This window comes from Rhodanobacter sp. Col0626, from assembly GCF_049994385.1.
GTDB lineage: Bacteria > Pseudomonadota > Gammaproteobacteria > Xanthomonadales > Rhodanobacteraceae > Rhodanobacter.
In genome coordinates, this window is the sequence record NZ_CP188260.1 from 2,905,892 (window position 1) to 2,928,263 (window position 22,372).

Below are 22,372 nucleotides of genomic sequence, written 5' to 3' on the forward strand. Positions count from 1 at the left end.
AACTTGCGGCAACCCCGGCTTTTGCCGATGCTGGGCTTGCCGCCCCGCCGCTTCGATGCCTGCCTGAATGATCCAGCCCGCAGCACCTTCCTGGAAACTCCCCGCCGCGCTTGCGGCCGCGCTGCTTGCCGGCGCGCTGCTGGGTTGGCTGGCCAACCGGCATGTGGCGGCGGGAATCGCCCTGGTCGCCGTGGCCGAAGTCGTCTTGCTGCTGACCCGGAACCGTCATCAAACACGGCTCATGATGACGGCCCCGGTTGCCAGCGACCCTCTCCAGCATGACCGTTTCATGACGCGCTCCCGCCGTATCGCCTCCAATCTTCGCGACGTGCGCAATGCCGCCAGCCAGCTGCCGGATGCAGTCGTACTGATCGACCGGCAGCAACAGATCCGCTGGTTCAATCACGCCGCCGAAGACCTGCTCGGCCTGCGCCGACCGCATGACCGCGGCGTGCTGCTGCAGCAGCGCCTCGCCGGTTCCGAACTGGCCGACTGGTTGCGCGATGGCGCACGCGAGTCCCTCAACGACGTCGTCGCCCCCGGACAGGCAGAGAGCCAGCTCAGCGTCAGTCTGCTGCCGTTCGGCGATCACGAGCAGCTTCTGCTGGCGCGCGACATCAGCCATCTGAACCGGCTCGAACAGATCCGCCGCGATTTCGTCTCCAACGTCTCGCACGAACTGCGCACGCCACTGACGGTGATCCATGGCTATCTCGAACTGATCGACGCCGACGACGTACCCGAATTGGCGCCGGTGCTGGGCGAAATGCGCGCGCAGTCGAAGCGGATGGGCCAGATCGTCGAGGACCTGCTCACCCTGTCCCGGCTAGAGACGCAGCACGAGGTCGTCGACGAACGCGTGCCGATGTCCGGCCTGCTGTCCACCGTACGCAAGGAGGCCGAAGCGCTCAGCCAGGGCCGCCATCGCATCACCCTGGAGTCCACCGCCGAGGCGGATCTGCTCGGTTCGCCGAAGGACCTGCACAGCGCATTGTCCAACCTGGCCAGCAACGCGGTGCGCTACACCCCGGCCGGCGGCAGCATCACCATCCGCTGGCAACGCGAAGGCGATGGCGCGGTGTATTCGGTCATCGACACCGGCTTCGGCATTCCAGCCTCGCACCTGGCCCGCCTCACCGAACGCTTCTACCGCGTGTCCTCCAGCCGTTCGCGCGATAGCGGCGGCACCGGGCTGGGCTTGTCGATCGTCAAGCATGTGCTGAACCTGCACCAGGCGCAGTTGCAGGTCGAAAGCACGCCAGGCGCGGGTTCCACTTTCTCCTGTCATTTCGGTGCCGCGCGACTGCTGGTTGCCGGCGGCAGCGACGAAATGTGAGGTGTGACGGCGCGGCGTGTATTGATCCGCGCCATGCGGCAGAATGAGGCATGCAGCCACCTTCCACGTCTTCCAGCACTACCGACCTGACGGCGCCCGGGCTGTATCTGAGCCGCGAACTGGCCGCGCTGGAATTCAATTTCCGCGTGCTGGCGATGGCCCGTGACGCTGCCGTCCCGTTGCTGGAGCGGTTGCGTTACCTGAGCATCGTGGCCAACAACCTCGACGAATTCTTCGAGGTGCGGGTGGCGATGCTCAAGCATCACCACGCCTACGGCTCGGCCGCGCCGGGACCGGACGGCGTGCCTTCCGGCGAGTTGCTGGCACGCATCCGCAACCGCGTGCTGGATCTGGTTGCCGAGCAATACGCGGCGTGGCAGGAACAGATCAGCCCGCAACTCGATGCCGAGCAGATCCACTTCCTCACGCGCAAGCACTGGACTGCGCGCCAGCGGCGCTGGTTGCAGGGCTATTTCGAGCACGAAGTGCTGCCGGTGCTGTCGCCGCTGGGATTGGACCCGGCGCATCCGTTTCCGCGCATCCTCAACAAGACATTGAATATCGCGGTGGTGCTGAAGGGCCGCGACGCGTTCGGGCACGAAGGCCACATGGCCCTCGTGCGAGCGCCGCGCTCGCTGCCACGGATCATTCGCGTGCCGGCGGAGGTCAGCGGCACGGGCGAGCATTTCGTGTTTCTGGCCGAGCTGCTGCAGGCATTCGTGGACCTGATGTTTCCCGGCCTCAAGGTGGTCGGCTCATACCAGTTCCGCGTCACCCGCAACAGCGAACTGATCGTCGAGGAGGCCGAGGTGGAGAACCTCGCGCTCGCCCTCAGCGAGGAACTGGTCGGCCGCGGCTATGCGCGCCCGGTGCGGCTGGAGATCGCCAACGATTGCCCGAAGGCGATCACCGCGATGCTGATCGAAAACTTCAAGCTGGAAGAAACCGATGTGTACCGCTGCGACGGTCCGGTCAACATCATTCGTGCCGGACTGATCTACGACTGGCTGGATCGGCCGGAGCTGAAATTTCCGCGCTTCAATCCGCAACTGCCCCCGGCGCTGGAAAGCGGTCGCAACAAATTCGACCTGATCAGCCAGCGCGATGTATTGCTGCACCACCCGTACCAGAGTTTCGCCGCAGTGATCGACCTGTTGCGCCAGGCCACCGCCGATCCGCAGGTGCTGGCGATCAAGCAGACCCTGTACCGCGCCGGCGAGGACACACCGCTGGTCGACCTGCTGGTGGAAGCGGCGCGCCACGGCAAGGATGTCACCGTGGTGATCGAGCTGCGCGCGCGTTTCGACGAAGAGGCCAACATCCGGCTGGCGACGCGGCTGCAAGAGGCCGGCGTGCAGGTGGTCTACGGCGTGGTCGGCTACAAGACGCACGCCAAGATGATGCTGATCGTGCGACGCGAAGGCCAGACGCTGCGCCGCTACGTGCACCTGTCCACCGGCAACTACCACCAGGCCAACAGCCGGATGTACACCGACATCGGCCTGATGACGGCCAATCCCGAGATCGGCGAGGATCTGCACAAGGTGTTCCAGCAATTATCGGGGCTGGGCCCGATGATCGAGCTGAAGCGGCTGCTGCATTCGCCGTTCACGCTGTATCCCTGCGTGTTGGCGAAGATCGAGCGAGAGACCTCGCATGCGCTGGCTGGCCGTCCCGCGCGCATCGTCGCCAAACTCAACGCGTTGAACGAGGCACGCGTGATCGAGGCGCTGTATCGCGCCTCGCAAGCCGGCGTGGAAATCGACCTGATCGTGCGCGGCGCCTGCACCCTGCGCCCCGGTCTGCCCGGCATCTCCGAGCGGATTCGCGTACGCTCGATCATTGGCCGCTTCCTCGAACACAGCCGGGTTTACTGGTTCGCCAACGACGGCGACGCCGAGATCTACTGCGCCAGTGCCGACTGGATGGAGCGCAACCTGATGCGGCGGATCGAAGTGGCTTTCCCGATCCTCGATCCCGAACTGGCCGCTCGGGTGTTCGAGGAAACCCTGGCCAATGGGCTGGCCGACAACACCCAGGCGTGGCTGCTCGATGGCGACGGTCGCTATGTACGCGCCGAGCCCGGCGACCATTCGCCCTACAGCGCGCAGCAGGGCCTGCTCGAGCGGTACTGCCAGTGAGCCATCGCATGAGCCATCGTCTTGTCCATTTCAGGTTCACGCGTGCATGCGAAAATCCGCGCTTTACCGTCGCGGGAGCCCAGGCGTGAGTCCAGCCGAACAGACACCGATCCGCGATGGCGAACTGATTGCCGCCGTGGACATGGGCTCGAACAGCTTCCACATGGTGGTGGCACGCATGGAGCACGGCGAACCGCGGGTGATCGACCGTCTGCGCGACACCGTGCGGATGGCAGCCGGCCTGCGCGCCGACGGCACCCTGGATGCCGAGCGGCGTGCCCGCGCGATGAACTGCCTGGCGCGGTTCGGCCAGCGCATTGCCGGCCTTCCCTCGATCAGGGTGCGCGCGGTGGCCACCAACACCGTGCGTCGGCTGGCCTCGCCGCAGGCATTCCTGACCGCCGCCGAGGCCGCACTCGGACATCCGATCGAAGTCGTTTCCGGACGGGAAGAAGGTCGCCTGATCTTTCTCGGCGCCGCACACGATCTACCCGCGTCGCGCGAACCGCGTCTGGTGATCGATGTCGGCGGCGGCAGCACTGAATTCATCATCGGCCGTGGATTGGCCCCGCTGCACACCGAAAGCGTCCAGGCCGGTTGCATCGCCTCGACCCTGCGTTTCTTTCCGGGCGGCAAGCTCACCCGCAAGCGCTGGCAAAGCGCGCGCAGCGAGATCGGCGTGTTGTTGCAACAGTTTGCCGAGGACTACCGTGAATCCGGCTGGCAGGACGCCTATGGCTCGTCCGGCACCGCCAAGTCGATTGGCGCCGTGGTACAGGCATTGAAGTTCTCCGACGACGGCATCACCCCGGCATCGATTGCCTCGCTGCGCGATGTACTGATCGAACACGGACAGATCGGCACACTCAAGCTGCCCGGCCTGATCGAGGATCGCGCGCCGGTGATCGCCGGCGGCGTGGTGATCTTCGAGGCGGCATTCGCTGCACTCGGCATCGAGCGGATGCGGGTGTGCGAAAGCTCGATGCGCGAAGGCCTGCTGTGGGATCTGCTTGGCCGTGCCGGCGGCAGTGATCCACGGACAGCCAGCATCGATGCGCTGGCCGCACGCTATGGCGTGGATCGCGCCCAGGCGCGCCGCGTGGAATCAACCGCGCTGATGCTGTTCGATCAGGTCGCGCGCACATGGAAGCTGGATGCCGATGCGCGCGAATGGCTGTCATGGGCCTCGCGCGTGCACGAAATCGGCCTTGCCATCGCGCACAGCCAACATCACCATCACGGCGCTTACATCCTGCGCCACGCCGATCTGGCCGGCTTTTCGCGACAGGAACAGCAACTGCTCGCCGCCGTCGTCGAAATGCACCGGCGCAAGCCGGACAAATCCATGCTGACGGCCCTGCCCCAGCGCTATCGCCAGCTGGCGCGGCAGATCACCTCGTTGCTGCGCCTGGCCGTCCTGTTCCGCCGTGCCCGCCGGGCCGAATCGCTGCCGCAAATGCGACTCGCCGCCAGCAGCAAATCCCTGCGCCTGACCTTGCCGGCGGCCTGGTTCGAGCAACATCCGCTGACCGAAGCCGATCTCCAGCAGGAGCAAGCCCCGATGGCCGAGCTCGGCGTGAAGCTGGACATCATCAGCCATTGAGTATGCGCTGCGGCAAGCCAAGCTCCGCCATGGCCGCGTATCATGTCCGCACGTCCGTCCCGACAGTTTGATGCCCATGTTGAAATCCCTGCTTGCCACCCTGCTCCTTGTCCTGCCGTTGACGCTGACGGCGCAAACCGCCAAGCCGGCAACGCCCGCCGCCGCCACCGCACCACCAGCGCAGGTGCTGCTGCATACGTCGCAGGGTGACATCACGCTGGAGCTTTATCCGGACAAGGCGCCGAAAAGCGTCGCCAATTTCCTGCAATACGTGCGCGACGGCTTCTACGCCGGCACCTTGCTGCATCGGGCCATCCCCGGTTATCTGGTGCAGGGCGGCCTGTACACGCGGGACCTGCAGCCCAAGCGCACACGTTCGGCCGTACCCAGCGAAGCAGACAACGGACTGTCGAACCTGCGTGGCACGATCGCCGTTGCGCGCGGCGCCGATCCCGATTCGGGCACCGCCCAGTTCTTCTTCAACCTGGTCGACAACCGCCGGCTCGATTTCGCAGGCAACCAGAGTGGACTGACCTGGGGTTACACCGTGTTCGGCAAGGTGATCAAGGGCATGGACGTGGTCGACAAGATTGCCGCGCTGCCCACCCGCGCGCTCGGTCCGTTTGCCGGCGACGTGCCCAACCCGCTGGTGTTGATCGAAAGCGCCACCGTGGTCGGCGAGGAAAGTCCCACGTCCGGTGCCAGCAGCGCAGCGCCGGCGAAGGCCACCTCGACGTTGACCAAACCCGCCGTCACGACACCACGCAAGAAAGCCACCAAACGCGCCACCAAGGGCTGACCGGACGATGGCCACGCTGTTTATCGCCGACCTGCACCTCGACCCGAGCCGGCCGCGGATCACCGAACTGTTCGAGACCTATCTCGCCAGTGATGAAGTCCGGCACGCCGATGCATTGTACATCCTCGGCGACCTGGTCGAAGCCTGGATCGGCGACGATGACGACGCCGAACTGCCGCAGCGCATCGCCAACGCCACCCGCAGTGTCCGCGATGCCGGCGTACCGGTTTACTTCATGGTCGGCAACCGCGACTTCCTGCTGGGCGAAGCCTTTGCCGGACGCGCAGGCATGACCCTGCTCGACGACGGCACGGTGCACGACATTCACGGCCAGCCCACCCTGCTGATGCACGGCGACGTGCTGTGCACCGACGACGTCGCCTATCAGGCCGTGCGGCAGCAGGTACGCAATCCCGAATGGCAGGCGCAGATCCTGGCGATGCCGCTGCAGGCACGTCGCGCGTTCGCCGCCAAGGCACGCGAGGACAGCAAGGCGCACACCGGCAGCACCATGGAAAGCATCATGGACGTGAACGGCGACGCCGTGGCCGATGCCATGCGCAAGGCCGGAGTGACGCGACTGATCCACGGGCACACGCATCGACCGGCAGTGCATTCATTGCAACTGGATGGAAAAGACGCCGCACGCATCGTGCTGGGTGACTGGTATGAACACGGATCGGTGTTGCGGGTGGATCGCGACGAGGTCGAGCTTCGCGGACTGGCGATCGGCTGAGTCGTCGCCGGCACCGGAGCTATTTCCAAACGTTTCTTGCCGCTCCCGCTTGCAGGGAAATACCCTGACCTTGCTCCTCCCCTGCGCGCAGGGGGGGTGGGGTGGGGTCGCCGTTGATCTTGTGTCAGTAGAGGATTCGTTTCCACCTCTCTACCAACGGAAACGCAAAACGCTCGCTTCGATGGCCGATACGGTGGCCGATACGGTGGCGCGGAGTCCGCGAGGGATTGTTCGGCCCATCCATGGGCCTCACCCTTCCGCGCTGCGCGCTCCAGGGCCAGCCTGCGGCTGTCCAAAATTGTTCCAGACCATTTTGTCGAACCGTGAGCTCGTCCACCACCTCTCTCCGCCAGATACGCAAAACGCCCTTTTCGGGGGACGCGCGATGGCATGAAGTTCCGAGGGATTGTTCGGCCCATCCATGGGCCTCACCCTTCCGCGCTGCGCGCTCCAGGGCCAGCCTGCGGCTGTCCAAAATTGTTCCAGACAATTTTGTCGAACCGTGAGCTCCTCCACCACCTCTCTCCGCCAGATACGCAAAACGCCCCTTTCGGGGCGTCTTGCGTATCTGGCGGAGAGAGAGGGATTCGAACCCTCGATAAGGCTTTTGACCCTATACTCCCTTAGCAGGGGAGCCCCTTCGGCCGCTCGGGCATCTCTCCGGGGTTTTTGTTCCGCATTGCTGCGGAGCCGGCAAGGATACTGACCGGCGCGGTCGAGGTAAAGTCTTAATTCACACGATCAGTGTTCGGCGGACTCATCAGGCACATGGCCGGCTTCGTGCTCGCCCTTGATCCGCTGATAGATTTCTTCGCGGTGAACAGCCACTGTCTTGGGCGCATTGATACCGATACGCACTTGATTGCCTTTCACGCCAAGAACGGTAACGGTCACCTCGTCGCCGATCATCAGGGTCTCACCGACCCTGCGGGTCAGAATCAACATGATTACTACTCCATAAATGCTGTTGGTCACAGGCCTGCGGATTGACGGTGCCTCACCCCTGAGCGCCCATCCATCCACAGTTCGACGATTGATCCGTCGAAGGCCCTACCGCCTTCCCGGCTCACAGCCAAAACACTCCTGAGCGTCCTGACTGGCGACGCCATCGTTACCGATGGCGCCGACACTCTGTCGATAGTAACTGAGCGTCATTCACCTGTGCAATGAGCCTGGATCGTGACAAATGGCACATTCAGGTTGCATCATTGTTGGTTACTGCGCCGCAACCCAATCCGGCAATGAGGCAAGAAGGGCTGACAGGTTGGGCGCATCCGTGCCGCCACCCTGAGCCATATCCGCCCGGCCGCCGCCCTTGCCGTCGATCTGCGCGGCGACGTGCGCTACCACGCTGCCTGCCTTGATCCGATCCAGTGCCTTGCCGTGCACTCCGGCGATCAGTGAAACGCGACCGTCGGCTGCGCCGGCCAGCAACACCACGCAGTCGCCAAGCTGCTGCTTGAGCTGGTCCACGCTGTCGCGCAGCGACTTCGCATCGAGTCCTTCCAGTCGCGCGGCGACGACCTTGATGCCGCCGATATCCTTCGCGGAATCGGCCAGGTCGGCGGTAGCGGAACCCGCCGCCTTGCTGCGCAACGATTCCAGTTCGCGCTCGAGTTTTTTCTGGCGGTCGAACAGCTGGCGCAGTTTTTCCACCGCGTCGTCACCACTGCTGGAAAGCAACTGTGAGAACTCGGCCAGTCGGCGCTCCTCGTCGGCCACGTAGGCCAGTGCGCCGGCGCCGGTAACAGCCTCGATGCGGCGCACCCCGGAAGCCACGCCGGCTTCGCTGACGATCTTGAACAGGCCGATGTCGCCAGTGCGGCCGACATGGGTGCCACCGCACAGCTCGGTGGAGAAATCACCCATCTTCAGCACGCGCACTTCATCGCCGTATTTCTCGCCGAACAGCGCCATCGCACCGAATTCGATCGCCTGGTCGTAGCCCATGTTGTGCACTTCAGCCGCTGCGTTGCGACGTACCTCGGCGTTCACCAAGGCCTCGACCCGGGCCAGCTCATCGTGGCTCATCGGCTTGTGCTGCGAGAAATCGAAACGCAACCGTTCCGGCGCTACCAGCGAACCCTTCTGGGTGACGTGGGTGCCAAGCACCTGGCGCAACGCGGCGTGCAGCAGATGGGTGGCCGAATGGTTCAGCACGATCGCCTGGCGTCGCGATGCGTCCACCTGGGCCTCGACCACGTCGCCGGTGCGCAACGACTGCGTACCGTGCCAGCGACCGGCGTGGCCGAAGAACACCCCGCCCATCTTCAGCGTATCGCCGACCTCGAACCGCCCGGTCGGACTGGACAGCGTGCCGGTGTCACCGACCTGACCACCCGACTCGGCGTAGAACGGCGTGCGATCGAGGATCACGAAACCTTCCTCGCCCTCGCCCAGTTGGTCGACCTGCTTGCCGCCACGCACGATGCCGAGCACCTTGCTGCCGGCATTGTGCTGCGCCTCGTAGCCGAGAAACGCGGTCGGCGCGAGCTGGCTGGCCAGCTCGGCCGGCATCTGGCCCTTGGCCTCGAAGCGGCCGGCGGCGCGGGCGCGCTCGCGCTGTTCGTTCATGGCCTGCTCGAAGCCGGCCATGTCCACTTCCATGCCGCGCTCGCGCGCGATGTCGGCGGTGAGGTCGACCGGGAAACCGTAGGTGTCGTACAGGCGGAACGCGTCGACGCCGGGAATGGTTTTCCCCGACTTCGCCGCGACCTCGTCGAACAGGCGCATGCCGTGTTCCAGCGTCTCGCCGAAGCGTTGTTCCTCGGTGCGCAGCGCATCCTCGACGAAGGCCTGCTTCGCCGACAGTTCGGGATAGGCCTGGCCCATTTCCTCGACCAGCGGCTGCACCATCTTCCAGAAGAAATCGCCGCGCACGCCGAGCATCCAGCCATGCCGCAAGGCGCGACGGATGATCCGGCGCAGCACGTAGCCGCGGCCCTCGTTGGACGGCAGCACGCCGTCGACGATCAGGAACGAGCAGGCGCGGATGTGGTCGGCGATCACACGCAGCGACTTGTTGCCGAGGTCCCGGGTACCGGTGAGTTCACCCGCCACGCGGATCAGGTGCGCGAACAGGTCGATCTCGTAGTTGGAATGTACGTGCTGCAACACTGCGGCAAGACGCTCCAGGCCCATGCCGGTATCCACGCAAGGCGCCGGCAGCGGGCTCAGAGTGCCATCGGGTGCACGGTCGAACTGCATGAACACCAGGTTCCAGATCTCGATGTAGCGATCGCCATCTTCGTCCGGCGAACCGGGCGGGCCGCCGGCGATATCCGCACCGTGGTCGAAGAAGATCTCGGTGCACGGACCGCAGGGACCGGTGTCGGCCATCTGCCAGAAATTGTCCGAGGCGTAGGGCGCGCCCTTGTTGTCGCCGATGCGCACGATGCGTTCGGCTGGCACGCCGACCTGCTTGTTCCAGATGTCGAACGCTTCGTCGTCGGTGTGATAGACGGTGACCCACAGCTTGTCGGCCGGCAGTTTGAACACGCCAGTGAGCAGCTCCCACGCGTAGGCGATCGCGTCACGCTTGAAGTAGTCGCCGAACGACCAGTTGCCCAGCATTTCGAAGAAGGTGTGATGGCGCGCGGTATAGCCCACGGCATCCAGGTCGTTGTGCTTGCCGCCGGCACGCAGGCAGCGCTGCACGTCGGCCGCGCGCACGTAACCGGGCTTTTCGCTGCCCAGGAACACGTTCTTGAACTGCACCATGCCCGAGTTGGTAAACAGCAGGGTCGGGTCGCTGGCCGGCACCAGCGAGCTGGACGGCACGATGGTGTGGTCCTTGGAGCGAAAATAATCGAGGAAGGCGGAGCGGATTTCGGAGGTTTTCATGCGGATCGTGATGGCAGGCGAAAGAGGCCACACCGCGGCCATGCCGCCCGATCGGTTCCATCGTCATCCCGGATGCGGGATTTCAGGACATATCGTCGGCAGCTTCGTCCACATCGGCGTGGGTAACACTCCGTACTGTGGCGGCGGCAAAGCCGCGGCGCAAGAGGAATTGCGCCCGACGGCTGCGTTCGGCGAGGTCCGCGGTGCCAGCCCCGCCATAGCGCCGGCGCAGTTGGGCGGCGGCCGAAGCGTTCCAGTCCACCTCCGCCTCATCCAGCAGTTCGCGCACGCGGGCGTCTGACAGGCCATGGCTTTTCAGCTCCACGCGCAGGCGCATCGGGCCGTAACCCTGGGCAATCCGGCTACGCAACAACACCTCGGCGAAACGGTCGTCGTCCTGATAATGCTGTTCACCGAGACGGTCGATCGCGGCGCTGGTTTCCTCGCCCTCATAGCCGCCTTGGCGCAGCTTGGTTTTCAATTCCTTGCGCGAGTGTTCGCGCCGGGCGAGCAAGCCCAGCGCCTTGTCGTAGGCGGAGCGTTTCTTTTGCTTGTCAGAGTCGTTGCGTGACACTGGCTTACCCTACCCTCAGCACTGGATGTTGATCCAGCCCATGGCAAACCCGGTGATCACAGCAAGCACGATGCCGCAAATCAAACCAACACCGATCACCAGCACATAGGTGAATACACACCCCGACGAAAATTTCCGCGGATGGACATCATGCGTCGTCTCGTTGGCTGAGGACCCCAATAGCTTCATGGTGTTACGACCTGACAGGCCGTGCGCTGACCCGTGCCGTGATTTCCGTCGCCAGATCGTCAGCAGACTGACCAGAGGAACGCACGGCAGCCAGGATAGCGGCCGGTTCGAGCCCGCCCTGGCGCGAGGCCTCGGCCAACGCCCATGTACGGGCAGCGCGCCGACCGCTATGGCAATAAAGCAGAATCGGTCGAGCGGATTCGGTCAACAAGTGACCGAGTTGCTCAACCGATGCTTGCGGAATATCTCCGTGAGGCACCGGTACGTAGCCGAAGCCGAGGCCATTGGCCTGTGCTGCTTTCGCCATCACCGACGAAGATGGCTGGCCAGAAACCTCGCCATCGGGCCGCAAATCGATCACCGCGCGAATTCCGTTGCGAGGCAATGCGGCGAGCTGCACGGGCGTCATCTGCGCGGCAACCCAAACGTCGCCGGAAAGTTTCACAATGCCGGCCTGCGATGCGGCACCCGTCGGTGATCGCCACGCGATGAACAACACCCCCGAGAATCCGAGCAGCAGCGCCAGCAAAAAAGTCCATTTCAGGTTCGGCATTCAGATTTCCCCGGCCGTGACTCACGCTTCCTCGAGCGCCTCTTCGGCGGCAGCTGCTGCAGGCTTGCCGACCGGAACCAGCAGACGGGCGCGCAGTTCGGCATCCACCTCGTTGGCAATGGCTGGATTGTCGCGCAGGAACTGGCGTACGTTTTCCTTGCCCTGCCCGATGCGGTCGCCCTTGTAGCTGTACCAGGCGCCGGACTTGTCGATCAGGTTTTCGCGCACGCCCAGCTCGATGATCTCGCCTTCGCGCGACGTACCCTCGCCGTACAGGATTTCGAATTCGGTCTGGCGGAATGGCGGCGCCACCTTGTTCTTGACCACCTTGACGCGGGTTTCCGAACCGATGATCTCGTCGCCCTTCTTTACCGCGCCGATGCGGCGGATGTCGAGGCGCACCGAGGCGTAGAACTTCAGCGCGTTGCCGCCGGTGGTGGTCTCCGGGCTGCCGAACATCACACCGATCTTCATGCGGATCTGGTTGATGAAGATCACCAGGGTGCCGGACTTCTTGATGTTGGCGGTGAGCTTGCGCAGTGCCTGGCTCATCAGACGGGCATGCAGGCCGACGTGGGAATCGCCCATCTCGCCCTCGATTTCCGCCTTCGGTGTCAACGCGGCGACCGAATCGACGACGACCATGTCAACCGCACCCGAGCGCACCAGCATGTCGGCGATTTCCAGCGCCTGCTCGCCGGTATCCGGCTGCGATACCAGCAGGTCGTCGACCTTGACGCCCAGCTTTTCCGCATAGGTGGGGTCGAGGGCGTGCTCGGCGTCGATGAAGGCGGCAGTGCCGCCGGCACGCTGACAACTGGCGATGGCCTGCAAGGTCATGGTGGTCTTGCCGGAGGACTCCGGGCCGTAGATCTCGACCACGCGGCCGCGCGGCAGACCGCCGACGCCAAGCGCGATATCGAGGCCGAGCGAACCGGTGGAAACCGTCTCGATGGCTTCGTTGACACGGTCGCCCATGCGCATGATCGCGCCCTTGCCGAACTGCTTTTCGATCTGGCCGAGGGCGGAGGTGAGCGCCTTGCGCTTGTTGTCATCCATCGTCTTGTATTCCGGTTGGGCTGTGGTTGGGATGCATCATGCCCGGATCGCGTCTCACGGGCTGCGATCAACACGCGACCGCTGCAACACATCAAGTATCCCACACTGGTCAAGCCTGTCTGAAGGCAGGCGGCGCTTCATTCGGTCAGCGTTTTCCGCACACCGATGAGCGCCGCGGCCACGGTTTGCCGCCGTACTGCCTCACGATCGCCCGGAAAATGGAACAGGCGGGCGTGGGCATAACCACCGCGACGTTTCCAGCCGATCCAGACCGTGCCGACGGGTTTGTCCGGCGTGCCACCCGATGGCCCGGCGATTCCGGTCACCGCCACCGCCACGCCCGCCCCGAAACGCGCCAGCGCGCCGGAAACCATCTCAAGCACGGTTTCCTCGCTGACCGCACCAGCGTGTTCCAGCGTGCGTGGATTGACCCCGAGCAGGGCCTCTTTCGCCTCGTAGCTGTAGGTCACCACGCCGGCATCGAACCAGGCCGAACTGCCCGGCAAGTCGGTCAGCGTCTTGGCGATCCAGCCGCCACTGCACGATTCGGCCGTCACCAGCATCAGCCGGCAGCGCTGCACTGTGTCGGCCACCTCGTGGGCGAGCCCCAGCAACTCGGCATCGGTAGGAAACGCGGATGGCTGCATGAATGGCTCCTGATGGATGTTGTCGCGAATCAGGTTCGCCGCAACAATTCGAGCGCATGTTGCATGCAACGCGCCCGCAACGCCACACATGCCTGAACGGAGAAATCGGTCCGGTCGTTCAATCCGCCTGACAGGATTCAGGCCGCGGCAAGTCCACAATCCCGCTCGACTCGGGCAATAGTACCGACAGACCGTCGATGTTCCCGTGCCATTGCCCATAGTCGTGAGCACACAGAACCTTCGACCACAGCGCTGCATCTTCCACCACATAAAATGTATCGGCCTCGGACTTGCCCTCAGCCAGCAATGCCTCACGACGCGTTCGCGCGGCCGCCAGCCGGGACAAATTCAGTCTCGCCAGATAAGCCGTATTGATGCTCATCCCGTGGAGCACGGCGTAATGAGCAAGGTTCTTGTAATGGGGAATCCAGCCCACGAGGTACGGTGAGAAGCCAGCGGTCGACAGGTAAACCACGTGTTTGTAATTACCGGCCATACTTTTCCATGCCGGCGCCTTGAGTACCGAGCGATAGTGTGATCGTTCGGCAATATCGCGGTGCACATGGTTTGCCATGCCCGACAGATCCACGCATTGTACGATCAGCGCAAAAGTGAGCGCGGCACGCGAGCAGCGCACACCCAGCCGGGAGACCACCACGCCGAGACTAAGCAACAGCAGCAGGTACCACATCGGCCATTCCATCCGCGGCGCGGCCCGAAACATCTCCCACAGTCGCTCGATGGGCCCAGGCAAGCGAAATGACAGCAGCAGATGATTGCCCGCACGAATCTCGTTGCCAAAAGCAAAAGCGAGCAACGCTAGGCTGGCCAGGAGAGGCGGCTTCCACAGCCAGTTCGCCGTGAACACCGGCTCGGCCCGTCGGCGTTGTGCCAGCAAGATCAACGCCAGCAACACCAACAGCAGATACCCCAGACCAAAATAGCCGAAACCCTCGCCGGATTTGAGCGCGACCTCTGACGTGAGCGGTAGACACGGCAGCATCGACGACCATTGCTCCGACCCGCAGCTGCCGGTCCAGACCGGCGTCAACAAATTCGCATGACCGACGTTGGGTGCAGACTCGATCGACGACGGCACGAAATAGCCGGCGGCCCACATCACAAGTACCACCGCCACCAGCGTCAGCACCATAGAGCACGCGAGCCGTGGCAGGCGCTCCGTACGCCGGAGAGCTCGTCCGGCGATAGCCACCGACCAGATCGCACCGGCCATCACCAGCAGATATGCATGCACCAGCGAAGCCGCCACCAGCAGCACGCCCCATGACCACGGACGCCAACGTTGATCAAGCGACAGGTACAACGCCGCCAGCACGATCCATTGACCTGCAAGAGCTGGATGCAGATACACCCGCATCAGGAAGATCGACGAGGCAAGAAAGAACCCGCAACCGAGCAAGCGTATCCAGGGATCGAATGTCAGCCGCCCCGACAACCGGTAACCGAACCAGGCCTGCAGCATGAAGCAACAGAAAATCCAGAAGCCGAGGTACTGAAAATCCGCTGGCAACCACGCGCTGAAGGGCTTGAGCGCAAACGCCAGCAACGGCACCACATCGGCCAGCACGATCGTGCCGGGTGCATCGCTCCCGTACGAGGGATTGGCGCCAACTGGCCATTGCCACCACGGCGCGTGGCGAAAGTACTCCCATCCCAGATAGTGCGTTGGCGTATCCCATCCCGACATGACCCAGCCGACATGCACGGGCGACAGTACGTGACCACCATCCCAGGCGACGAATGCCAATAACCCCAGCAGCAACGCACCGATGGCGGGGGCGTTGTTGCGCAACGACTCACGGTGGTGGTTCAAGTGCGATCCCGGCTGAACGTGCTGACGCGAAACTCACGATACTACGGCACGCTCGCTGTCCAGTCGGCTCATAGCCAGGAATTCAAGCACGAATGCCTGCATGTCCCAGCGCCGCGTTAACATGGATAACTAGTCCGTGCCAGACTCCCCCTCCTTCAACAACTTCTTCCCGGGGTTTCGCCGGCCAGTTGCGTTGTTTACTCCAAATTCGATCGCATGACCCAAGACGACCTCACCAAACATACCCCGTTCATGCGCCAGTACCTTTCGGCCAAGGCCGAGCATCCGGAGGTGTTGCTGTTCTTCCGCATGGGCGATTTTTACGAGTTGTTCTACGACGACGCACGCAAGGCGGCGCGGCTGCTCGACATCACCCTGACCCAACGCGGGCAGTCGGCCGGCGCGCCGATCCCGATGGCCGGCGTGCCGTACCACGCGGCGGAGAACTACCTGGCGCGGCTGGTGCGGCTGGGCGAATCGGTGGCGATCTGCGAGCAGATGGGTGATCCGGCGCTGGCCAAGGGCATCGTCGAACGCAAGGTGGTGCGCATCGTCACCCCTGGCACAGTGACCGACGCGGCGCTGCTGGAAGAGCGTCGCGACAACCTGCTGCTGGCGATCGCCGCCGGCGCAAACGGCGCCTACGGACTGGCCTGGGTCGATCTCAGCAGCGGTCGCTTTCTGCTCAGCGAAGTGCCCAGCGCCGAAACGCTGGCCGCCGAGCTGGCGCGGCTGCAACCGGCCGAAACCCTGGTCGGCGAAGACATCGCCTGGCCGAAGTTGGTCAGCGCACTGCCCGGCCTGCGCAAGCGTCCACCGTGGCATTTCGATGTCGATGCGGCGAAGCGCGAATTGAACCGCTTCTTCGGCACCCGCGACCTCGGCGGTTTTGGCGTGGACAAGCTGTCGCTGGCGATCGCGGCCGCCGGCTGCCTGCTTGGCTATGTCGAGGAAACCCAGAAAAGCGCGTTGCCGCATCTCACCGGCATGGCGGTGGAGAGCGCCAGCGAGACGATCGCGCTGGACGCCGCCACCCGGCGCAATCTGGAGCTGGATACCCATCCCAGCGGCCGCACTGAATACACCTTGCTCGGCGTGCTCGACGAGACGGTGACGCCAATGGGCGCACGGTTGCTGCGCCGCTGGCTGACCCGTCCACTGCGTTCGCGCGAGCTGCTGCGCCTGCGCCACCAGGCGATCGGCACGCTGATCGACAGCCGGCGCCACGAACCGCTGCGCGAGCAGTTGCGCGGCATCGGCGACCTCGAACGCATCCTGGCTCGCGTCGCCCTGCGCTCGGCCCGACCGCGCGATCTGTCCACACTGCGCGATGGCCTTGCTGCGGCGCCCATGCTGCGCGAACAGATCGCCTCGCTGGACAGCCCGCTGCTACATACCCTGATCGAGCGCATCGGCGACCACGCCGACAGCGCCGCCCTGCTCGCCCGCGCCGTGGTCGAACAGCCGCCCGTGCTGCAGCGCGACGGCGGCGTGATCGCGGACGGCTACGATCCCGAGCTGGACGAACTGCGCCGCCTGTCCACCCATGCCGACCAGTACCTGGTCGAGCTGGAGGAACGCGAAAAGGCTGCCAGCGGCATCAGCACGCTCAAGGTCGGCTACAACCGCGTGCACGGCTACTACATCGAAATCAGCCGGGGACAATCGGACAAGGCACCCACGCACTACACGCGCCGCCAGACGACCAAGAACGCCGAGCGTTACATCACCGAAGAACTGAAAACGTTCGAGGACAAGGTGCTGTCGGCGAAGGAACGCTCACTGATGCGCGAGCGGGCGCTGTACGAGGCACTGCTCGACACGCTCACTGAAAAACTCGAACCACTCAAGGCTGCCGCCAGCGCGATGGCTGAACTTGACGTGCTGGCCACGCTGGCCGAGCGTGCCGAGGCACTGGACTGGAGTGCGCCGCAGCTCACCGACGAACCCGGTATCGCGATCGAACGTGGCCGCCACCCGGTGGTCGAGAAAGTCCGCGACGAGCCGTTCGAGCCGAACGACCTGAACCTCGGCGACGCCCGCCGCATGCTGGTGATCACCGGCCCGAACATGGGCGGCAAATCCACCTACATGCGCCAGAACGCGCTGATCGTGCTGCTCGCCCACATCGGCAGCTACGTGCCGGCCAGCCGCGCGGTGATCGGTCCGATCGACCGCATCTTCACCCGCATCGGCGCGGGCGACGACCTTTCGCGCGGCCAGTCCACCTTCATGGTGGAGATGAGCGAGACGGCCAATATCCTGCACAACGCGACTGCCGACAGCCTGGTACTGATGGACGAGGTCGGCCGCGGCACCAGCACCTACGACGGTCTCTCGCTGGCGCGCGCCGCCGCCGTGCACCTGGCGCGCAACAGCCGCGCCTACACCTTGTTCGCCACCCACTACTTCGAGCTCACCGAGCTCGCCAATGAGTTTTCCGCGATCGCCAACGTGCACCTGGACGCGGTGGAACTCCACGACCAAAAGCGCGGAGAGCAATTGGTATTCATGCACGCGGTGAAGGAAGGTCCCGCCAATCGCAGCTTCGGCCTGCAGGTGGCCGCATTGGCCGGCCTACCGAAATCGGTGATCGCCGATGCGAAGCGCACCCTCGCCGAACTCGAACGCGGCATGCACCAGCACGCCAGCGCGTCGGCATCTGCTACCGAATCCTCGCCGCAGCTGGGCCTGTTCGCACCGGCGCAACCCTCGGCCGTCGCGCGTGCGCTGGAAGACATCGATCCGGACGCACTGACCCCGCGCGAAGCGCTGGAGGCGTTGTACCGGCTGAAGTCGCTGGACTGAGTTCGCGATGTCGCAGAATCCCGATCCCCACGATCGGGAGGCCATCGGTCAGACGAGGCTATGAAGTGCCTGCGAGGTTACCGTCGACACGGCTCGATGCGGCAGAACCTCTGCGTCGGGCATCGCGATATCGGGGATGCCGATCAAATCCTCGGCCGACAGTTCCGCCGATGGCAACGCTGGCTGGGGTTCGCCGTCGGGTATCGACGGTAGCCGGGCGGCCAGCCGTCCCGACTTCACCAGCTGGCCGATCCGCAGGTACACCTCGTCGCGATCGAACGGTTTCTGCATGAAATCGTCGGCGCCGAAACGCTGCACGTAGAATTGTTCGGTGGCCTGCGGATTGCCGCTGATCATCACGATCGGAATGTGCCGGGTCCGCGGGTCATGCCGCAGTGCGCGGAGCACGGCGAAGCCGTTCATTCCCGGCATCACGATGTCGAGGAAGATCAGCGTCGGCTGCTCGTTGCGCGCCTGCTCGATCGCGTCAGCGCCATCGGTAGCCTTGAGCACGCTGTAACCGTCCTGCCGCAGCATCTTGCCGAGCACCGCGCAGATCGTGGGCGAATCGTCGACCACCAGCATGCTTGCACCCAGTCCGGCCTGCAGGCGCTGGTCCGCGCGATGTTCGCCCGCGCTTGCGCCGCCAAGCAGGCGTTTGAAGAAATCGATGCCATTCATCAATGCGTGTCCGTCCATGCAAGTTCCCGTCTTGGGGAAGCGGCATACCGGCGCCGTTCCCATGGATTTGCATGGATACTCCCGCAGATCCGGGTGGCAATCTGCGATGCACTGCTCAGCGCGTACTCTTGAAGCGCTGCAATTCACGCCGCGCGTGCTTGTCCGGCCGCTTCAGCGGGCCGCTGGCACCAATCAGCCGATGTTGTTCGCGAGCAGCTTCACGCGCAAGGCGGCTGGTTTCAGTCTCGCCATACAGCTCCATCGCCGCGCTGGCCGGACCACGCTTGTCGGACAACGCCAGCACTTCGACTTCCAGCCGCTCTTCGCCGCGGCTGATCTTGAGCATGTCGCCCACGCGCAAGGTCTTCGCGGCTTTGCAGCCGAGGTCGTTGACGTCGACACGGCCGCCGTCGATCGCCTGCTTGGCCAGGCTACGCGTCTTGAAGAAGCGCGCAGCCCAGAGCCATACGTCGACACGCGTGCCGGCTTCGGTGGAGGTTTGTGGTTTGACCATGACAGGATTATCGCGCCATGCCATGCGTGCTGCATGGCGCGTGGTCCGTCGTCGGGATCAGTGCTGCCCGATTGGTGGCTCGGCCAGGTCATGCGGATCGGGCATGGCGATATCCGGAATCGCGGCGTGCTCGGCATCGCTCTGCGCCGATTCCGCTATCAGCACCGCTTGTGCTTCCCGCTCGCGCACGACCAACCGGCCGCTGGTCGTGAGGTGCTCGATGCGCGCGAAGACTTCGCCGCGGCCGAACGGCTTTTTCATGAAATCGTCGGCGCCGAAACGCTGCACATAGAATTGCTCGGTCGCCTGCACGTTGCCACTGATCATCACGATCGGGATGTCCCGCGTCTGGGGGTCGTGGCGCAACGCGCGCAATACGGCGAAGCCGCTCATGCCGGGCATGACGATATCGAGGAAGATCAGGTCCGGGCCATCGCGACGCGCAATCTCCAGCGCGCTCTCGCCATCGGCGGCCTTCAATACCACGTGGCCGTTCTGGGCCAGCATCTTGCCCAGCACCGCGCGGATCGTGGCGGAATCATCCACCACCAACACCCAGGCTTCCCTGGGTATGCCGCTGCGAGGAACGGCGCGGCGCTCCCCCGGAGCATTGCCGAAGAACCGTCGGATCAGTTCAAAACCTGCCATGGCACGAGCTCCCCCACCCGAGAATCCAGCGGCTAGTCTCGGCGCAGCCGGAGCACTGCGCAAGCGGACGGATCAGCCGCCCAGCAGCAGATTGCCCAGCGGTACAGTGATCAGCGACAGCACGATGCCGGCGCCCAGCACGGCATTGGCCAGGGTCGGCTCCAGTTCGTACTCGTCAGCCAGGATCGCCGCCGACACCATCGGCGCCATCGCCGCCTGCAGGACGCCCACCGTGAGCACCAGTCCGCCAACGCCCGTGGTCGCGCCCATTGCCCAACACAACAGCGGCGCCAGCAGCAGCTTCCAGCCCAGGCCGAGCGTGGCGGCGCCGAGTTGCCGCTGGCCCGGATGAAACTTGAACTGCAACCCCACCGAGAACAGCGCCAGCGGCGTCAAGGTGGCGCCGATCGGTGCAAACACGCCGTCCAGCAACGTGGGCCAGCCGCCGCACAAACCCGCCACGATGCCCACCAGCAACGCGACGAACGGCGGGAACGTGCCAATGCGCCGCGCAATCAACCCTGGTTGCGGCGTGCGCCCGGAATACATCGAGGCAACTACGATGCCGGCCGAGGCCAGCACCGGAAAGCAGCCCAGCTGGTCGGCGACCACAGCCAGCGCCAGGCCTTCCTCACCGTGCAGCGCCTGCATCAGCGGATAGCCCATGAACGACGTGTTGCCCAGCCCGCAAACCAGGATCAACGCGCCGGTGCGCTGCCGTGACCAGCCCAGCCGAGGACCGAGCAGCCCGAACAACAGCCATGCACCGCCGAAGGTGAGCCACATGGCCGCCACCGGAAACCACAGTTGCGGATCGAACTTCACCTTCGGGATCAGTTCCAGCACCAGGGCCGAAAGCGCGACATTCAGCACCCACCAGTTGATCCCCTGCACGAGCCCCGCCGGCGGTTTCGCGAAGCGCGCCACCAGGGTGCCAAGGATCAGGCAGACGAACAGCAACAACATCGCGCTCATGGACGGGGTATCGCAGGGAGATCGGTCCATTAAACGCGATGCCGCTCCCGTGCGAAAGCCGGTGCGACGACCTTATCGGCGATAATCGCGGACCTGCCGCCAGCGAAAACCGATTGCCGTCATGAACGACTCCACCCATCTCGCGCACGGACTGGCCGGCGACAGCACGGTGCCGGACTGGCCCCCGCTGACGGCGGGCGAGATCGAGACGCTGCTGCGAGGCTATCCGACCCTCGGCACACCACGCCGTATCGACTGGCACAGCCCGCGTCCCCTGTCGGCCGCCTGCCTGGTCGAGACGGATCGCGTCAGGATCTTCGTCAAACGCCATCATCGCGACGTACGCTCCGTCGCCACGCTTGGCGAAGAGCATCGCTTCATCGCCCATTTGCGAGCGCATGGCGTGCCGATGCCTGCCGTGCTGGCCGATGCGCAGGGACACACGGTCGTGGCACTCGGTGAATGGGTTTATGAAGTGCATGAACACGCCACCGGCGTCGACCTGTATCGCGAGGCGATCTCCTGGCAACCGCTGCCGAACCTGGCGCACGCGCTCACCGCCGGCCGCATGCTGGCCGTGCTCCACGATGCCGCTGCGAGCCATGCGGCACCCCAGCGCGGCACCCATATCCTGGTCGCACGCAGTGAATTGATCCGTGCCGCGGATCCAATCGCCACGCTGCACGCGCAACTGCCGCAGCGGGCAGGTCTGGCCGACTACCTCGACGGACGCGACTGGCAACGCGATCTCGCCGAACTGCTCGCTCCCTGGCACGCCGCCGCGCAACCCCGGCTGGCACGGCAACCGCCGTTGTGGACGCATGGTGACTGGCACGTCTCCAACCTGTGCTGGAATGGCGACGGCACCGCCGCGCAAATCACCGACGTGCTCGATGTCGGCCTCGCCGCAATCAACTTCGCGCTGTTCGACCTGGCCACGGCCATCGAGCGCAACGCGATCGCCTGGCTGGCGCTCGATACCGACGCCGACGCGGGCCACCCGGACATCGCGCTCGCGCTGATCGAGGGCTATCGCCAGCAGCGACCTTTGAGTTCCGCCGACATCCACCTGCTGGCCGACCTGCTTCCGCTGGTGCACGTGGACTTCGCCCTGTCGGAAGTCGAGTACTACCACGCCATCACTCGCTCCCGCGCGAACGCCGACGTCGCCTACGACACCTTCCTTCGCGGCCACGCGGCGTGGTTCCGCACGCCTTCGGGGCGGGCTCTGCTGCAAGCCATTCACGCTATCGCCGAGGCACGGCCATAATGGCGATCCCGGCAGGCGTCGGCCCTTCCGTGCTTAAATGGACGTTCTTGAAGCGGGGGTGCCCGGCGTTTGCCAGGCTGAGAGAGTCCCTTGGAACCTGACCCGGTTAGCACCGGCGTAGGGAGCTTGCAGATCCAGTGCGCCCATGTGGCGAACCGGGTC

19 protein-coding genes, 1 tRNA gene and 1 riboswitch are annotated in these 22,372 nt (G+C 64.6%); of the genes, 7 read left to right on the forward strand and 13 right to left on the reverse strand.

Annotated features, from left to right (window positions below; all coding sequences use genetic code 11):
* The first annotated feature begins 67 nt into the window (after positions 1-67).
* From phoR to ACPPVV_RS12615, 5 genes are all read left to right on the forward strand, one after another.
* The gene (gene phoR, locus ACPPVV_RS12595; protein ID WP_426700234.1) at positions 68-1,336 is read left to right on the forward strand and encodes a phosphate regulon sensor histidine kinase PhoR; all 1,269 of its coding nucleotides are present in this window, start codon (positions 68-70) and stop codon (positions 1,334-1,336) included.
* Positions 1,337-1,386: 50 nt separating this feature from the next.
* Positions 1,387-3,477, forward strand: coding sequence for a polyphosphate kinase 1 (gene ppk1, locus ACPPVV_RS12600; RefSeq protein WP_426700235.1), 2,091 nt, complete (start codon positions 1,387-1,389; stop codon positions 3,475-3,477).
* An 85-nt stretch (positions 3,478-3,562) separates the two neighbouring features.
* Positions 3,563-5,080 (forward strand): exopolyphosphatase, encoded by a 1,518-nt coding sequence (locus ACPPVV_RS12605; RefSeq protein ID WP_426700236.1) that lies wholly within the window; start codon positions 3,563-3,565, stop codon positions 5,078-5,080.
* A 76-nt stretch (positions 5,081-5,156) separates the two neighbouring features.
* Positions 5,157-5,879, forward strand: a complete 723-nt coding sequence (locus ACPPVV_RS12610; protein ID WP_426703230.1) for a peptidylprolyl isomerase — start codon at positions 5,157-5,159, stop codon at positions 5,877-5,879.
* A gap of 7 nt (positions 5,880-5,886) precedes the next feature.
* Positions 5,887-6,615, forward strand: a complete 729-nt coding sequence (locus tag ACPPVV_RS12615; RefSeq protein ID WP_426700237.1) for a UDP-2,3-diacylglucosamine diphosphatase — start codon at positions 5,887-5,889, stop codon at positions 6,613-6,615.
* A gap of 569 nt (positions 6,616-7,184) precedes the next feature.
* Here ACPPVV_RS12615 and ACPPVV_RS12620 read toward each other — a convergent pair.
* From ACPPVV_RS12620 to ACPPVV_RS12660, 9 genes are all read right to left on the reverse strand, one after another.
* Positions 7,185-7,277, reverse strand: a tRNA-Ser gene (locus ACPPVV_RS12620).
* A gap of 79 nt (positions 7,278-7,356) precedes the next feature.
* Positions 7,357-7,560 (reverse strand): carbon storage regulator CsrA, encoded by a 204-nt coding sequence (gene csrA, locus ACPPVV_RS12625; protein WP_426700238.1) that lies wholly within the window; start codon positions 7,558-7,560, stop codon positions 7,357-7,359.
* Between the two features lie 270 nt (positions 7,561-7,830).
* Positions 7,831-10,458, reverse strand: a complete 2,628-nt coding sequence (gene alaS / locus ACPPVV_RS12630; RefSeq protein ID WP_426700239.1) for an alanine--tRNA ligase — start codon at positions 10,456-10,458, stop codon at positions 7,831-7,833.
* 82 nt (positions 10,459-10,540) lie between these two features.
* Positions 10,541-11,032: a regulatory protein RecX gene (locus ACPPVV_RS12635; protein WP_426700240.1), complete on the reverse strand. Its 492-nt coding sequence runs from the start codon at positions 11,030-11,032 to the stop codon at positions 10,541-10,543.
* Positions 11,033-11,047: 15 nt separating this feature from the next.
* On the reverse strand, positions 11,048-11,221 hold the full coding sequence (locus ACPPVV_RS12640; protein ID WP_426700241.1) for a hypothetical protein: 174 nt from the start codon (positions 11,219-11,221) through the stop codon (positions 11,048-11,050).
* 4 nt (positions 11,222-11,225) lie between these two features.
* Entirely contained in the window at positions 11,226-11,774 is a 549-nt protein-coding gene (locus ACPPVV_RS12645; protein ID WP_426700242.1) for a beta-lactamase hydrolase domain-containing protein, read from the reverse strand.
* Between the two features lie 21 nt (positions 11,775-11,795).
* The gene (gene recA / locus ACPPVV_RS12650) at positions 11,796-12,833 is read right to left on the reverse strand and encodes a recombinase RecA (RefSeq protein ID WP_426700243.1); all 1,038 of its coding nucleotides are present in this window, start codon (positions 12,831-12,833) and stop codon (positions 11,796-11,798) included.
* A 137-nt stretch (positions 12,834-12,970) separates the two neighbouring features.
* Positions 12,971-13,480 (reverse strand): CinA family protein, encoded by a 510-nt coding sequence (locus tag ACPPVV_RS12655; RefSeq protein ID WP_426700244.1) that lies wholly within the window; start codon positions 13,478-13,480, stop codon positions 12,971-12,973.
* A 118-nt stretch (positions 13,481-13,598) separates the two neighbouring features.
* Complete coding sequence (locus ACPPVV_RS12660) at positions 13,599-15,314, reverse strand: DUF6311 domain-containing protein (RefSeq protein WP_426700245.1); 1,716 nt, start codon at positions 15,312-15,314, stop codon at positions 13,599-13,601.
* 216 nt (positions 15,315-15,530) lie between these two features.
* Between ACPPVV_RS12660 and mutS the strand changes: the two genes are divergently transcribed.
* The gene (gene mutS / locus ACPPVV_RS12665) at positions 15,531-18,122 is read left to right on the forward strand and encodes a DNA mismatch repair protein MutS (protein WP_426700246.1); all 2,592 of its coding nucleotides are present in this window, start codon (positions 15,531-15,533) and stop codon (positions 18,120-18,122) included.
* A 48-nt stretch (positions 18,123-18,170) separates the two neighbouring features.
* Here mutS and ACPPVV_RS12670 read toward each other — a convergent pair whose 3' ends face one another.
* The 4 genes from ACPPVV_RS12670 to ACPPVV_RS12685 all read right to left on the reverse strand — a co-directional run bounded on the left by ACPPVV_RS12670 (position 18,171) and on the right by ACPPVV_RS12685 (position 20,931).
* Complete coding sequence (locus ACPPVV_RS12670; RefSeq protein ID WP_426700247.1) at positions 18,171-18,821, reverse strand: response regulator; 651 nt, start codon at positions 18,819-18,821, stop codon at positions 18,171-18,173.
* A gap of 97 nt (positions 18,822-18,918) precedes the next feature.
* Positions 18,919-19,317: an RNA-binding S4 domain-containing protein gene (locus ACPPVV_RS12675; RefSeq protein WP_426700248.1), complete on the reverse strand. Its 399-nt coding sequence runs from the start codon at positions 19,315-19,317 to the stop codon at positions 18,919-18,921.
* Between the two features lie 57 nt (positions 19,318-19,374).
* A complete protein-coding gene (locus tag ACPPVV_RS12680) occupies positions 19,375-19,965 on the reverse strand; it encodes a response regulator (protein ID WP_426700249.1) in 591 nt (196 codons plus the stop codon).
* Positions 19,966-20,037: 72 nt separating this feature from the next.
* A complete protein-coding gene (locus tag ACPPVV_RS12685; protein WP_426703231.1) occupies positions 20,038-20,931 on the reverse strand; it encodes an AEC family transporter in 894 nt (297 codons plus the stop codon).
* 130 nt (positions 20,932-21,061) lie between these two features.
* Here ACPPVV_RS12685 and ACPPVV_RS12690 point away from each other — a divergent pair, with 130 nt between their 5' ends.
* A complete protein-coding gene (locus ACPPVV_RS12690) occupies positions 21,062-22,210 on the forward strand; it encodes a phosphotransferase enzyme family protein (protein WP_426700250.1) in 1,149 nt (382 codons plus the stop codon).
* A 44-nt stretch (positions 22,211-22,254) separates the two neighbouring features.
* A riboswitch (TPP riboswitch) is annotated at positions 22,255-22,351 on the forward strand.
* Positions 22,352-22,372: the final 21 nt, after the last annotated feature.

Coding starts and splice junctions, on each gene's coding strand:
- phoR (WP_426700234.1), top strand. CDS start 68: ATGATCCAGCCCGCAGCACCTTCCTGGAAACTCCCCGCCGCGCTTGCG.
- ppk1 (WP_426700235.1), top strand. CDS start 1,387: ATGCAGCCACCTTCCACGTCTTCCAGCACTACCGACCTGACGGCGCCC.
- ACPPVV_RS12610 (WP_426703230.1), top strand. CDS start 5,157: ATGTTGAAATCCCTGCTTGCCACCCTGCTCCTTGTCCTGCCGTTGACG.
- ACPPVV_RS12615 (WP_426700237.1), top strand. CDS start 5,887: ATGGCCACGCTGTTTATCGCCGACCTGCACCTCGACCCGAGCCGGCCG.
- csrA (WP_426700238.1), bottom strand. CDS start 7,560: ATGTTGATTCTGACCCGCAGGGTCGGTGAGACCCTGATGATCGGCGAC.
- alaS (WP_426700239.1), bottom strand. CDS start 10,458: ATGAAAACCTCCGAAATCCGCTCCGCCTTCCTCGATTATTTTCGCTCC.
- ACPPVV_RS12640 (WP_426700241.1), bottom strand. CDS start 11,221: ATGAAGCTATTGGGGTCCTCAGCCAACGAGACGACGCATGATGTCCAT.
- ACPPVV_RS12645 (WP_426700242.1), bottom strand. CDS start 11,774: ATGCCGAACCTGAAATGGACTTTTTTGCTGGCGCTGCTGCTCGGATTC.
- recA (WP_426700243.1), bottom strand. CDS start 12,833: ATGGATGACAACAAGCGCAAGGCGCTCACCTCCGCCCTCGGCCAGATC.
- ACPPVV_RS12655 (WP_426700244.1), bottom strand. CDS start 13,480: ATGCAGCCATCCGCGTTTCCTACCGATGCCGAGTTGCTGGGGCTCGCC.
- mutS (WP_426700246.1), top strand. CDS start 15,531: ATGACCCAAGACGACCTCACCAAACATACCCCGTTCATGCGCCAGTAC.
- ACPPVV_RS12670 (WP_426700247.1), bottom strand. CDS start 18,821: ATGGACGGACACGCATTGATGAATGGCATCGATTTCTTCAAACGCCTG.
- ACPPVV_RS12675 (WP_426700248.1), bottom strand. CDS start 19,317: ATGGTCAAACCACAAACCTCCACCGAAGCCGGCACGCGTGTCGACGTA.
- ACPPVV_RS12680 (WP_426700249.1), bottom strand. CDS start 19,965: ATGGCAGGTTTTGAACTGATCCGACGGTTCTTCGGCAATGCTCCGGGG.
- ACPPVV_RS12685 (WP_426703231.1), bottom strand. CDS start 20,931: ATGTTGTTGCTGTTCGTCTGCCTGATCCTTGGCACCCTGGTGGCGCGC.
- ACPPVV_RS12690 (WP_426700250.1), top strand. CDS start 21,062: ATGAACGACTCCACCCATCTCGCGCACGGACTGGCCGGCGACAGCACG.